At 51.7% G+C, this 13,840-nt stretch carries 13 protein-coding genes; 10 read left to right on the plus strand and 3 right to left on the minus strand.

Annotation, left to right across the window (positions count from 1 at the left end):
* The 4 genes from VF260_05470 to folE all read left to right on the plus strand — a co-directional run.
* On the plus strand, nucleotides 1-150 hold a 150-nt coding region (locus VF260_05470; GenBank protein ID HEX7056631.1), incomplete at its 5' end, for a methylated-DNA--[protein]-cysteine S-methyltransferase.
* The gene (locus VF260_05475; protein HEX7056632.1) at nucleotides 147-1,169 is read left to right on the plus strand and encodes an HD domain-containing phosphohydrolase; all 1,023 of its coding nucleotides are present in this window, start codon (nucleotides 147-149) and stop codon (nucleotides 1,167-1,169) included. The genes VF260_05470 and VF260_05475, both read left to right, overlap by 4 nt.
* Before the next feature lie 46 nt (nucleotides 1,170-1,215).
* Nucleotides 1,216-1,428, plus strand: a complete 213-nt coding sequence (locus VF260_05480; protein HEX7056633.1) for a YneF family protein — start codon at nucleotides 1,216-1,218, stop codon at nucleotides 1,426-1,428.
* A gap of 778 nt (nucleotides 1,429-2,206) precedes the next feature.
* On the plus strand, nucleotides 2,207-2,800 hold the full coding sequence (gene folE / locus VF260_05485; GenBank protein HEX7056634.1) for a GTP cyclohydrolase I FolE: 594 nt from the start codon (nucleotides 2,207-2,209) through the stop codon (nucleotides 2,798-2,800).
* Between the two features lie 9 nt (nucleotides 2,801-2,809).
* On the opposite strand, the gene VF260_05490 is transcribed toward folE, so the two are convergent.
* Complete coding sequence (locus VF260_05490) at nucleotides 2,810-3,802, minus strand: alpha/beta fold hydrolase (protein HEX7056635.1); 993 nt, start codon at nucleotides 3,800-3,802, stop codon at nucleotides 2,810-2,812.
* 235 nt (nucleotides 3,803-4,037) lie between these two features.
* Here VF260_05490 and VF260_05495 point away from each other — a divergent pair, with 235 nt between their 5' ends.
* A complete protein-coding gene (locus VF260_05495) occupies nucleotides 4,038-4,781 on the plus strand; it encodes an IclR family transcriptional regulator (GenBank protein ID HEX7056636.1) in 744 nt (247 codons plus the stop codon).
* Nucleotides 4,782-4,805: 24 nt separating this feature from the next.
* On the plus strand, nucleotides 4,806-5,972 hold the full coding sequence (locus tag VF260_05500; protein ID HEX7056637.1) for a histidine kinase N-terminal 7TM domain-containing protein: 1,167 nt from the start codon (nucleotides 4,806-4,808) through the stop codon (nucleotides 5,970-5,972).
* 303 nt (nucleotides 5,973-6,275) lie between these two features.
* Here the strand turns inward: VF260_05500 and acnA are convergent, their stop codons facing one another.
* A complete protein-coding gene (acnA, locus tag VF260_05505; protein ID HEX7056638.1) occupies nucleotides 6,276-8,987 on the minus strand; it encodes an aconitate hydratase AcnA in 2,712 nt (903 codons plus the stop codon).
* Nucleotides 8,988-9,201: 214 nt separating this feature from the next.
* Here acnA and VF260_05510 point away from each other — a divergent pair, with 214 nt between their 5' ends.
* From VF260_05510 to VF260_05525, 4 genes are all read left to right on the plus strand, one after another.
* Nucleotides 9,202-10,206, plus strand: a complete 1,005-nt coding sequence (locus VF260_05510) for an amidase domain-containing protein (protein ID HEX7056639.1) — start codon at nucleotides 9,202-9,204, stop codon at nucleotides 10,204-10,206.
* Between the two features lie 20 nt (nucleotides 10,207-10,226).
* A complete protein-coding gene (locus VF260_05515) occupies nucleotides 10,227-11,354 on the plus strand; it encodes a D-alanine--D-alanine ligase (GenBank protein HEX7056640.1) in 1,128 nt (375 codons plus the stop codon).
* Nucleotides 11,355-11,366: 12 nt separating this feature from the next.
* Nucleotides 11,367-11,684, plus strand: coding sequence for a hypothetical protein (locus tag VF260_05520; protein ID HEX7056641.1), 318 nt, complete (start codon nucleotides 11,367-11,369; stop codon nucleotides 11,682-11,684).
* 181 nt (nucleotides 11,685-11,865) lie between these two features.
* On the plus strand, nucleotides 11,866-12,720 hold the full coding sequence (locus VF260_05525; GenBank protein HEX7056642.1) for an inositol monophosphatase family protein: 855 nt from the start codon (nucleotides 11,866-11,868) through the stop codon (nucleotides 12,718-12,720).
* Nucleotides 12,721-12,785: 65 nt separating this feature from the next.
* On the opposite strand, the gene VF260_05530 is transcribed toward VF260_05525, so the two are convergent.
* On the minus strand, nucleotides 12,786-13,840 hold a 1,055-nt coding region (locus VF260_05530; protein ID HEX7056643.1), incomplete at its 5' end, for a glutamate synthase.

A 13,840-nucleotide genomic window follows, 5' to 3' on the forward strand; every position in this document is an offset into this window, starting at 1 on the left:
GGGGGAGCAAACAACAAAAACCCGATCCCGATTATCGTCCCATGCCATCGCGTGATTGGGGCCAATGGCGATATGGTGGGGTATGGCGGCGGTCTCTCGATCAAAAGGTATTTGCTGAATCTGGAGAAAGAAAGCGATGTGACGCCATGAGATTTGTCAGCATTGAAGCGGTGGAGCCGGGGCAGCGTCTGGGCAAATCGATTTTTACGGGAAACGGGACAACTCTTTTGGCGGAAAATTCGCAGCTTACCGTACCGCTCATCAATACGCTTAAACGGATCGGCGTCACGATGATTTTCATCAAAGACGAGCGTTTTGACGACGTCGTCATTGAAGATGTCGTTTCCGAAAAAACCAAAATGGCTGTAATCAGCAAGATGAGTGAAACATTTTACGCGGTTCGCTCCGGCAAGGAATTTGATACCAGGAGCATCTCCGTCAGCGTCGACCGGATGCTCGATGAACTGATGGCGAATAAGCATCTTCTTGCCCAATTGAATGAAATCCGCTCCAATGACAATGAAATGTATGTGCACGCCTTGCATGTGTGTGTCATGTCGGTTTTAATCGGCATCAATGCCGGCTTCAGCCCGGCGCAGTTGAAAGATTTGGCGGTTGGCGCGCTTTTGCATGATATCGGCAAAGTCGGCCGTGAAGAGGATGGCCCGGAGACAAGCAAAGAGCATCATACGTGGCGCGGTTTTGAACTGCTGAAAACGAAGCGGGAATACAGCTTGCTGATCTCCCACATCTGTTTGCAGCACCATGAAACGATCGACGGGAATGGCATTCCGCGAAGACTGAACGGCGACAAAATCCACGCCTTCGCCAAAATTGTGGCAATAGCGAACCTGTATGACAATTTGATTTCAGGCTTTTCGCATGGAAAAAGGTTTTTGCCCCATGAAGCGTGCGAACGGATTTCCGCGCTGGCGGGCGTTACGTTGGAGCATGAATACGTGCTGCATTTTCTAAAAACGGTATCCGTATACCCGACCGGAACGTCGGTCAAGCTTTCCACGAAAGAAACCGGCGTGGTGGTCGGACAGCACCGCGGATTGCCAGGAAGACCCGTGGTGAGGGTTTTCAAGCGGAATGACAATCAGTATGAGGCCAAAGAAGTCGATCTGGCCCGCAATCCGACCGTTTTTATCGAAGCGGTCCTGTAGCCGAAAGAAGGCTGACGTTTGAATCGTAAATTTTGGAGGTTACCACATGGGCTGGGATATCGCAATCCCCGTATTGACACTTATAATTGGCGCGGTGGCAGGCTTCTTCATCGGCGTGTACTACTTGCGCAAACAACTGGAAAAAATGCAGAATAACCCGGAGATGTTGAAGCAAATGGCCAAAAAAATGGGCTATAACATCAACAACAAGCAATTGAACCAGGTACAGCAAATGTTGAAAAACAAAAAGTTCCGCTAGTTTGGCGGACAAAATCTTCAGGTTTTTTGATTTAGTTTCAAATCTCACTGCCTAACGCAAAACGGGGGCTTATCTCCCTGCCAAACGCTAACGATCGCAGCAGACGCTATTTGCCGAAAAAAGGCTGATTTGAAATTGTAACGGTCGCAGCGGACGCTAATTGTCGTTCCGATGCCCGAATATCAGGGAAAATGCCAGAATAGGCTCATCCACGACCGTTACAATCGAAAAGTGGTCAATTTGCGCAAAATAAGCTCTCCCACGACCGTTAAAGGTTGCAAGTTGGGTTTATGGTTGCGAGTTGGGTAAAAGGTTGCAATCTGGCAAACCGACCGAGTTTTCGTCGACAAGCTTTAGATGGCTTTAGCCACGGAACGCTATTCAGCAGGCTTTAGCCTGGATAGGCGGCTTTCAGTCGCCAAAAAGTGAACCTACCGGCTTTAGCCGGTAATCGTTTAGTTGGATTCTATCCAACAAATTTGGGCGAATTCCGGCATCTTTATTTGATTTCAGGTAAAATAATTGGATGAAATCCAACTGAATGCAACTCAACTGCGACCGCCACTGTAATTAATTGGGTAAAATCCATTTAACCGCCCGGAGAACGGGCGTAGTTCGGCGCGATTTTCGCCGGACGATTTTTTTTGCCATTTGAAAATTTATATTGAATCCAATATGATAGTACTTATTAATAAGTGCCTGTTATGTCGCTTTTTTTCTTTTTGGCACTTTGTTATAATTAAACCCTGTGTATGAGACAAGCAAAGGAGTAGGTCCGATGGCTGGAGTTAAAGAATATACAAATCAAAGCGTTGCCAGGAATCGGGAAGAGATTGAGAAACATATTCGCGAAATTCTCCGGTTGATTGGCGAGGACCCGGGGCGCGAAGGGTTGCTGGAAACGCCCGGACGCGTGGCAAACATGTATAAGGAAGTATTCGCCGGCTATGATGTCGACCCGCGCGATGTGCTGGGTGTAACTTTTGATGAACAGCATGAAGAGTTGGTGATCGTAAAGGATATTATTTTCTACAGCCACTGCGAACATCACATGGTGCCGTTTTTCGGCAAAATTCATATCGGGTACATCCCGAGCGGGAAAATTGCCGGATTGAGCAAATTCGCCAGACTTGTCGATGCCGTAACCCGCCGTTTGCAGGTTCAGGAGCGGATTACTTCGGAAATTGCCGACATTATTGACGAGATTCTCGATCCGCAAGGCGTGATGGTGGTTGTGGAAGCGGAGCATTTGTGCATGTGTATGCGAGGCGTAAAAAAATACGGCAGCAAAACCGTTTCCTCGGCAGTTAGAGGATATTTTCGCAATGACGCCGCGTTGCGTTCCGAATTCATGTCGCTCATCAAAGGATAGCGGGCCGTTCTAAGCTTGCGTGTCGGACGACGCGGAGATTGCTTTTAAAAATCCGAGCGTTTTTCGCAAATATTCCTTTGGCTGAAAACGGAATGTCATCTCGTGCCCGCGTTTTGCGGGAAACCATGCGCGGGAATAAGGGTTTGTTTGCCGGGCGTAAAGCTGTTGCGACAGTTTGTACGGAGATTTCCGGTCTTTTTTGCCGTGGATAAAGAAAATCGGAAACGAATAGTCGTGCGAGATGATGTCCTGCGCATGAATTTCGTTCATGTCAAATCCGGCGATATAGGGGAACAAAAAGCTTAACAACCGCGCCGAAGGAAATGCCGGAAGGTGCAAGATCCGCTTCAGATTGTAAGCCAGCGAATGTTCGTCAAGCAAAAAGGTGCTGTCCAGTATCATACCGTCCACATGACTGTCTATTAATGCGGCTTGCAGAGCCGTACCCGCCCCCATCGAAAAACCCCAAACAAAGATTTGTTTTGCGCCCCGGCTTCTGGCATACGCAATCGCGCCCAATAAATCTCCTTTTTCCTTTACGCCGGCGGTTACCGCGAATTTTTGCCGTTGATCGGCATAGCCGTAATCAAACATGAATACGTTATAGTTGCTTTTATGGAGCGCATTGGCGAGGCGGCACAGCGGAATCCAGGGCTCTTCCCGATTTGTTCCGTATCCGTGGGAAAAAACAACGGTTTTGGTCGAATGGTTTCCGGGAATATACCAGCCGGAGAGCAGACGATTGTTTGTCCGGGAATGAAACCGGATATTTTCATAGGGGGCCCCCAGCTCCTGCGCCGGATTTGCCGAAAGCGGCGCGATGGCGGGATGGGTAAGCGACCAGGCAATCCATGCAAACAAGGCGGTTGCCACAACCAGCGCAGCGGCAAAAGCGCACACAATCCAGCCGATTCCTTTGATCATCCGGGCGGCAAGTTTGCCGCAGGCGTTTTCCTGGTCGCGGATTTCCAACTGATGTCCGGTACGGACGGCAGAATTCATCGTATCCCTCCTGGTGCAATCCTGAGATGCCGGGATAGCCCGTATTACAAAGGCGTATTATTATCGTAAACGGCAATTGCGCAGATCGTCAAGAAGGCGCTTACATTTGTAATAAACATGTAACCCTTGTAATTATTTTCTTTTTTTTGCTTTCTCATATTTACTTATTTTGCAAAAATAATGTATACTAAGGGAACCAGGTTTCATGATGCGGAACTAGAAGGCAGGGAGCTTCTTGGAAGAACAAAAATTGACTGTTCGCGCTGTGGAACGCGCTCTTGACATTTTATTGGCATTTACGGAATCGCCGGAATTGGGTCTCACGGAAATTGCCGGCAAAGTTTCGCTGCATAAAAGCACCGTGCATCGTTTATTGGCGTCATTGGAAGGCAAAGGATTTATCAAGCGCAACCCCGATTCGGAAAAATACCGGCTGGGATACCGCATTTGGGAACTTGCGGCCAATCTTCACCATGCGGACGATCCTGCCGTTTTGCTGCTGCCGGAAATGGAAAGGCTGCGCGACGAATTGGGAGAAACGATTACGCTGTATGTGCGGGAAGGAAATGAACGTATCCGTATTCAAGCCGTTCAGAGCAAACAAGCGATCAGGAGGGTGGCCCAAGTCGGCGCCAGGCTGCCGTTATATGTAGGGGCATCCAGCAAAGTGTTACTGGCTTTCGCCGAACAGGAAAGCATCGAAGCCATCATGAATAGCCCGGATTGGCCGGAGAGCATAGACAAGCGCAAATATTTGCAGCAATTGGCCGAAATTCGCCAACATGGGCTGGCAACCAGCGTTGAGGAACGTGAAGTTGGCGCTGCCGCCGCTTCCGCTCCGATCTTCAACAGGCAAAAAAAGCTGTTTGCGGCATTATCCGTATCCGGGCCTTCCAACAGATGGACACTTGAGAAAATGAGGGGGTGTGCGCAAATAATCATTGATGCTGCCAACAGAATGGGTAATTTAATTCGATAAATATGAAATGCGGGTGAAGAATTAATGGGCGAAATTGAGCTCGACTTTGGTATTTTTCTTTTTTTGCTGTTCGTCATGATATGCTTCATTGCGGCTAGCAGCATGAACCCGTTGCACAAAGTTTATTTGTGGTTTCATGTTTGCATGATGCTGTGGCCGCTCAGCCAGTTTACACTGGCGTTAATGGATAATCCGTTTGTGCAGTCCATTTATGTAAAATTGGCGTTTGCGGGGTTATCCCTGACCGGATACGGTTGGTTATTGTTTTCTTTATTTTTTACTAAACGTTTAAATTCAATGAAAAAACAACATATCGCCGTTTTGGGGATTCCCGCGGTCGTTGCGGGTGTTGTCGCCGTCGCCAATCCCGGGGAATGGTTTATGAAACCGGTAGACGGCTTTTATCAAATTCGGGATTACGGGCCGCTGTTCTGGGTGTTTGTCGCGGTGGCTCTCGGGTACGCCGTCGCTTCCGCTTCGCTGTTAACGACTTCATTGCGCAGGCCTGAAGGAAAAGCAATTCAAAAACAGGCCGCATTATTTTTATCCGGGTTGCTTCTGTTGGTTATTTTTGCCATTGCCGACGTCGTCTTGAATGTATTGTACGCCGGTGATCGTTTGGTTGTTCCCGGCATGCTGTCGATCGGGATCATGCTTTCCGTACTCTGCTTCATGCTGGCGATTATGCGGTATAACGCGTTCGGCGTCGTTTCGATCGCCAGGGAAAACGTCGTTCGGCATATGCCGGCCGGCGTAATCGTCCTGGATCGGCATGATCTGGTCATTGATCTGAATGATAGCGCAAAACGTTTCGGCTATGCCCAAAAGGACCGCTTTTTCGATTTGCCGGGGTACTTGAAGGACGCGGACGACCTCCATCCATCTTACGTCGAACGATTTACCACGGAAAAAACGCGATTACTGCAATTTGAAGTGAAACTGCGAAATGATGGAATGCGCCATGTGGCGTTTCGCATTACTCCCATCTATAACTCCAGAAATGATTGGATCGGCCGCATTATTTTAATGAACGACGTCACCAAACTGCGAACCCTTTTGGAAAAAACCCACAAGCAAAATATAACGCTGCACTTGCGCAACGATGAGCTGCTTAAAATGCAAAAGGAACTGATCGAGGCGAACGAAAAGCTGAAACGTTTGGCGGTGACGGACGAACTGCCGGGCACTTGATGGAAACTGTGGCCAGACATTTGGAAAGAACTATTTGGATAAGTAGGGGGGAGCGATCTCCTCTACTTTTTTTTATCCAAAGGAGATGATTTTACAGCAGATGAGAATTGGTTTGTCTGGAGCGAGATGGGGAAAATCAATATCGAAGATCGAAAAATAAGAGAGGACAAAGAGGCACGGTAGGAGAAGGACGCTCCTACACTCTTATGAGCTGGCGCGGATAAAAAGAGAAACCGTCCGATATGTCTGTCGGACGGTTCCAACATGCAAAGCGCCTGCAGCGCATCTGCCGAATAATTTCGCTCAGTCTTTCATAATTTGCCGTAAAACGGTCTGCAAAATACCGCCGTTGCGGTAGTATTCGACATCGACCACGCTGTCGAGGCGGACGATTGCGGCAAACTCAAAGGTTGATCCGTCCTCGCGCGTCGCTTTGACCTTGATCGTCTGGCCCGGTTTTATATCGTTGTTAAGACCGAGAATGTCAAATGTCTCTCTGCCGGTAATGCCGAGCGAGCTATAGCTTTGGCCATCGGCAAATTGCAACGGCAATACGCCCATGCCGACCAGGTTGCTGCGGTGAATGCGTTCAAAGCTTTCCGCGATTACGGCTTTCACTCCGAGCAAGTAGGTGCCTTTGGCCGCCCAGTCGCGCGAGCTGCCGGTGCCGTATTCTTTGCCGGCAATGACCACAAGCGGCGTTTTTTGCTCTTGATATTTCATGCTGGCGTCGTAGATCGGCATCACTTCGCCGGTCGGGAAATAGGTGGTGACGCCGCCTTCGGTGCCGGGAGCGATTTGGTTGCGGATGCGGATGTTGGCGAAAGTTCCGCGCATCATCACTTCGTGGTTGCCGCGACGGGAGCCGAACGAGTTGAATTCCGATCTTTTTACGTTGCGCTCCAGCAAATATTTGCCTGCCGGCCCGCCGGCCGCAATATTGCCTGCGGGCGAAATATGGTCGGTCGTGATGGAGTCGCCCAGCAGCGCAAGCGTTTTTGCGCCTTTGATTTCCGTAATGTCCGCCAATTCGGGTGTCAGGTCGTCAAAGAACGGCGGTTCCTGAATGTATGTGGAGTTCTTATCCCATTCGTACAGTTGCCCTTCCGGCACGGGCAGTTCATTCCAGCGCGGGTTTGCGCGGAAGACGTCCTGGTACTTGGTGCGGAACATTTCCGGATCGACCGCTTCCCGAATCGCTTCCTGAATTTCCATTGATGTAGGCCAAATGTCTTTCAGATAAACAGGCTGGCCGTTTTTGTCAAGACCGATCGGTTCCTTGGACAAATCGATATTGACGGTGCCTGCCAGGGCATACGCAACCACAAGCGGCGGCGAAGCAAGGAAGTTCATTTTAACCTGGGAGTGAATGCGGCCTTCAAAGTTGCGGTTTCCGCTCAAGACGGCGGCTACGGTCATGTTGTTGTCTTCTACGGCTTTGCCGACTTCCTCAGGCAGCGGGCCGCTGTTGCCGATACAAGTAGCGCATCCGTAGCCGGCTACGTAAAAGCCGATCTTTTCCAAAGATTCGAGAAGGCCCGCTTTTTCCAGGTATTCTGTCACTACCCGGGAGCCGGGCGTCAAGCTGGTTTTTACATAGCCCGGAACTTTCAGCCCCCGTTCGGACGCCTTTTTCGCCACAATGCCGGCGCCAAGCATAACGCTTGGGTTGGAAGTGTTCGTGCAGCTGGTGATCGCGGCAATCGTCACCGCGCCGGTGCCCATTTTGGATGTCTGGCCGTTGGCATGCCGGATGTCGACGACCTGATTGATTTTCTCTTCGGAAAGTCCGTACCCGCCTTTTTCGATCGGCCTGCGGGCAATTTCGTTAAACGCTTGCTTCATATTGGTCAGGTCGATGCGATCCTGCGGACGTTTCGGGCCCGCCAAGCTGGGAACGACCGTGGACAAATCCAGTTCCACCGTATCCGTAAATTGCGGCGCCGGCGTGCTGTCGGTGCGGAACATGCCCTGCGCTTTGTAGTAAGCTTCGACAAGCGCGACCTGCTCTTCGCTGCGCCCGGTAGCGCGCAAGTAGTTGAGTGTTTCCGCGTCGACAGGGAAATAGCCGATCGTTGCGCCGTATTCGGGAGACATATTGGCGACTGTGGCACGGTCTGCCAAGCTGATGTTGCTTAAGCCGGGCCCGTAGAATTCGACAAACTTGCCGACAACGCCTTTTTTCCGCAGCAGTTCCGTTACGGTAAGCGCAAGGTCTGTTGCGGTCGCGCCCTCGGGGAGACTGCCGGTCAGCTTGAAGCCTACCACTTGCGGCATCACGAAATAGAGCGGCTGGCCCAGCATGCCGGCTTCCGCTTCAATTCCGCCGACGCCCCAGCCGACGACGCCCAGGCCGTTGATCATGGTGGTGTGGGAGTCTGTGCCGATAAGGGAATCCGGGTATACGATCGTCTCGTCGCCGATTTGTTTGGGCGTGGCCACCGTGGCCAGATATTCAAGGTTAACCTGGTGAACAATGCCCGTTCCGGGCGGCACTACGCGGAAATTGTCAAAAGCGGTTTGCGCCCAGCGCAAAAACCGGTATCTTTCCCCGTTGCGTTGGAATTCCAAAGCCATGTTGGTTTCCAGCGCGTCCTCCGTGCCGAAGGTGTCGACCATGACGGAGTGGTCAATGACCAGATCGACGGGAACAAGCGGGTTGATGCGTTTCGGATCTTTGCCGAACCGATTGATAACGGCGCGCATGGCGGCAAGATCGACGACGGCCGGCACGCCTGTAAAGTCTTGCAGCACGATGCGGGCGGGGATAAAGGGAATTTCTTTGGTATGTTCTTTGCTTTTTGCCCAATCCACAAGTAATTGAACGTGGTCATCAGTAATGGCGTGTCCGTCAAACTGGCGGATGGCAGACTCCAGCAGCACTTTGATGGAGAAAGGAAAATGGGCCGTCGTGCCGTTTCGCAGCCGGGCAAATTTCTCCACATCGTAATAAGCAAACGTTTTGCCGCCAACTGTCAATGTCGTTTTGGCTTGCTTATAGTCGCTGTTTGGCATAGGTGAACCTCCTTGTAGAAAAAGACTTTGTTTCATTTGATGAAACGAAATTTCATTTTTGAATACCTAATTAAGTATACAATTTTCCGCTGCAATCGTAAATAGCCGCGGTTCCCGCAACGGCAAAAAAAGCGATTTGGGCATCTTTTCGCCGCTTTTTTCATATAGTTGAGCGAGGGCGGCGGCAACTCTTTTTTTGCGGGGGAGAGCGAATATGGATGGGACCTGGAAGTCACTTTTATACCAATATGTTGAACAACACAATCGGATGGAAGCGGATTATTCCATTGACCCGCTATTGCCGTTTTTAACCGACGACCGGTATATCGCCATGCAAAACAGAAGGCTTGCGCGCATAAAGGAAGCGCATATGGCGCGGCGCTTTCGCCCGGCCACGTGGGAGACCAGATGCAAGCTCAAGCATGTTTCCGGCGGCGCTTCGCAGGTGGAGGTTTATCTGGAGCTTACGAAAGCTTTTGTTTATGATGCATATACGGAATATCGCGTGGAAACGGAAAAAATCAGGATTGCGGAAAACGGTGCGAAATGGCGCATCGTTTCGGTATCCGCCGACATGTCGGAGCGCAGGCAATTGCATATGCCGGAACGCCCGAATGGCGCAATCGAGCGGCAGAACGACCGGGAAGAAGGCGGCAAACAAAAGTCGGTTTCCGTTCCCTATTTAAACCAATCTGTGTTCGCTGGCGGGCGGATGAAATCATATGACCGGCAAAAGGCCAAATGGTACGCCGACAGGTGGTGGAACGGCCGCAACCCGGATTTTGCCGATATGGAAGTGGACTGTTCGAATTTTATCTCCCAGTGTCTCTTTGCAGGAGGCGCTCCGATGAACTATACTGGAACAAGAGACACGGGCTGGTGGTATAAAGGCAGGGTTGGCGGGCGGGAATTGTGGAGTTACAGTTGGTCCGTAGCCCATCAGCTGCAGCGTTACTTGAGCGTAAGCCGCTCCGGCTTGCGGGCGCAAATCGTCCATTCCCCGTACGATTTGGATATCGGCGATTTAATTGCCTACGACTGGGATGGAGATTCCCGGTTCCAGCATTCGGTTATCGTCACTTCATTTGCACCGGATGGCGCGCCGCTTGTCAACGCCCATACCGTTAACAGCTTTCATCGCTATTGGGATTATCGCGATTCGTATGCCTGGACAGAACGGACGATGTACAAGTTTTTTCGAATTTCCGACGTTTTTTAATTCATCATGCGGAGGTTTATATGAGCGGGAAAATTCGCGTAGGCGTTATTTACGGCGGGAGGTCGGGTGAACATGATGTCTCGCTGGCAACGGCGCTTTCCGTCATCAATGCATTTGATCGGGCAAAATATGAAATCGTGCCGCTGTATATTACGCGAACCGGCGAATGGAACACAGGCGCGCAGATTGAAGCCCCGGTTAACACGAAGGAAGAATTGATGCTTAAGCCTGCCGCCGGGCGCGCAAAGCAAGCGGCTTTGCCGCAAATATACCTCTCCGGTACGGGAGAAGACAGAGCGCCAGCTAAAACCGGCAGCGCGTCGGGGCTTAGCCTCGATGTTGTGTTTCCGCTGTTGCACGGCACTTACGGCGAAGACGGCACGGTGCAGGGGCTGCTTGAAATGGTCGGCATTCCGTATGTCGGCGCGGGAGTGCTGGCATCCGCCGTGGGCATGGACAAAGTGGCAATGAAAAAAATCTTTGCCCAGGAAGGCCTGCCGCAATGCCTGTATCGGCATTTTACCCGATTCCAGTGGGAACATAACAAAGATTACTATATAATGGAGATTGAGGTGTCTTTAGGCTACCCGTGCTTTGTCAAACCGGCAAATCTGGGTTCCAGCGTAGGCATTTCCAAGGCGAAAAATCGCGCCGAATTGCTGGAAGCGGTGGCGACGGCGCTTCGCTTCGACCGCAAAGTTATCGTCGAGGAAGCTGTTGACGCCCGCGAAATCGAAGTCGGCGTTTTGGGCAACGAAGATCCGAAAGCTTCCGTGCCGGGTGAAATCAGGCCATCCAGCGATTTTTACGACTACAAGGCCAAGTATATCGACGGAAAATCGGCGATTATCATTCCGGCCGAGCTTACCCTTGAACAGACGGATACACTCCGCAATTTGGCGGTGCGCGCTTTTCGGGCAATTGACGGTTCCGGCTTGTCCCGCGTGGATTTCTTTCTGCGCAAAGCCGACGGAGCATTCCTGATTAACGAGATCAATACGATGCCCGGATTTACTCCCTTCAGCATGTATCCGCTGTTGTGGAAACAATCGGGAATTTCTTATCCGGAGCTGATCGACGAGTTGATTCGGCTGGCGTTGGAACGGTACAATGATAAACAGAAAATCCAATATGGATTCGAAGTTTAAGGAGTGATCAAAATGGGGTTTCAATCGGAATTTAACTCGGTTTGCAAGTTTAAAAACGAACAGGAACTGCATGATTTATTGGAATACGGCAAAACAGCCATGGTCAAACAGCATTTTCGCGTTTACCCCACCGGCGAGCATGTCATCGCCTATACTCCCGACAACAAAGCGATTGCGATCGTGCGAATTACGGCTTCGATCGCCGAAATCAATTTCCAGGGCCAAGAGGTCACCAAGGTGGAAATGGATCTTATCCGCAAGCTGACCGATGAAGAATCGCGCGTGCTGACCTCGTTGGCGGACGAAATGTATTGGTCGAAAAAAGAATGATGTGCGGAAAATGAACTTGATGCGATTATGCGAATAACCAATGGCGAAACGCCATTGGTTATTGCCGCTTGCCGAAAATAGGCGAAACTTGCTTGGCCCGGCTGCGTAAAATTCTATTAATATGATCAGCTTAGCAAGCGTATAAATAGACGAACCGGCTGGAACAAGGAGAGAAGCGCGAATGAAAGAAACGGAAAAATTGGAAATAGAATGCGAGAAAAGTTTTACGGCAGCCGCGGTCAGCACGGCGTCCAAGGCGGGACAGTGGATCAAAAGCAGAATGGGCGGCTTTCTTTCGCTGCAAACGAAAAGGTCGAGCCGCGATTTGGTGACGGAAATTGACAAAGGCGCGGAAGCGATGATCCGCAAATTGCTCTTGACCTATTATCCGGATCATGCGATATGGGGAGAAGAAGGGGCGGATATCGGCGCGGGGCGCGTTGTGCGGACCGCCCGGGAGGCAAAGGAATGCCAATACGTATGGATTGTCGACCCGATCGACGGCACGACCAATTTCGTGCACGGCTTTCCCTTTTTCTCCGTGTCCATCGCCCTTTCGCGATACGGGCAAATCATTGCGGGGGTTGTGTATGATCCGAACCGCGATGAAATGTTTGTTGCCGAAAAAGGACAGGGGGCATATGTCGGCGGGAAAAGGATATCGGTCGCCAAAACGGCAAAATTGTCCGAGAGCCTGTTGGCGACCGGCTTTCCGGCGGATACGGAGCGCGACTTGCCGCTAAACGTGCGGGATATCCAAATGTTAACCCCGAAAGTCCGCAGTATTCGGACGGCGGGCTCCGCCGCCCTGCAACTGGCATATGTTGCGGCGGGCAGGCTGAGCGGCTTTTGGGAGCGGGGGTTGCACGCCTGGGATGTGGCTGCCGGCGTGTTGCTGGTCAGCGAAGCGGGCGGCAACACAAGCGATATTTCCGGCGCCCCGTATGATTTGGCAGTTGGCGACATTGTGGCCACCAACGGCCGGATTCATCAGGAGTTGATTCGGGAATTGCCATCGGCCGGGAGCCCGGCTTAAAATTTTTTGGGGTGATGTTAACCAATGTTTGAAAGTGTTGGCGTTGTTTCGGTTGCTTTGCCCGGCTATTCGGTCGCAACCGATTGGTCGGCTTGCATCGTCGTCGGAACGATGCAGACGAAATGATTTTCCGGCTGCGCAAGCAGCGCCTGCACGCGCTCGGCGGCCTCCTGCTGGCCGGCGTTGCGCAATTCCGCAATATAGGCGCCCAACAGTTCCTGCAGATCTTTTTTGCTGTTTTCGTCAAGCGCGGCGATTTTTACCTTGGCGCCTTTGGCGATGCGGCGCTTAAGGGCCGTTTCGTCGAGCCCCATTTCCGGCTGCAGGCGCTGCAAGACGATGCCGCCGGTCATGCCGGCGCAAATCCAGGGACCCGGATCGCCCAGCACCACGGCGCGTCCGTTGGTCATATATTCAAAGGCAAAGCCTTTCAGATTTGCCCGCGCGGCGATGCAGCCCAATTCGTCTTGCAACGGCGCGGCGATTTCGCCGCCAAAGACAATGTCGGCGCCGGAAAGCCGGATGCAAGCCCGCGAGTCGGCGTTGCCCTGGATGAGGAACAGCCCTTTTTGCGCGCCGTAAGCGAACGATTTTCCGACGGAACCGTTAATGAGCGCCCCGGTTTTGCCGGGCGCTTTCAGCACGGCGATCTTGCCGCCGAACGCCATTTTTCCCACGCCGTCTTCCGCCCCGCCGTGCACGGTAATGTCCACGCCTTTCGCATTGAAGGCTGCCAGGCCGTTGCCGGGAACCGAGCCTTTGTCGAGCAGCAGCGAAACGGTCGGCAGGTCGTTGTACTGGTTGTTAAAACGGTCGCGCACCCGATGGCTGGAAAAACGCGGGCCGATGATCCGGCTTTCGGCGGTGGCTTGCGACCAGGTTTGCGACAATTGTTCGGCGAAGCGAAGCGACTCCGGATACCATTGCGCGGTATCGGCGCCGGAAGCAAGCGCCAGGATGTCGGACGAGGAAATATTGGACGCTGATTTGGCTTCGCCCGAAATAAACTGAAGCGGCGCCGGACGCAGAATATCCTGCAAATCGATTTGCTCGAACGCGGCGACTTGCTTTAGCAGATCGGACCGGCCAACCAGATCCTGCGCCCGTTTAAATCCCAAAC

The organism is Bacilli bacterium, assembly GCA_036381315.1.
Classification (GTDB): domain Bacteria; phylum Bacillota; class Bacilli; order Paenibacillales; family KCTC-25726; genus DASVDB01.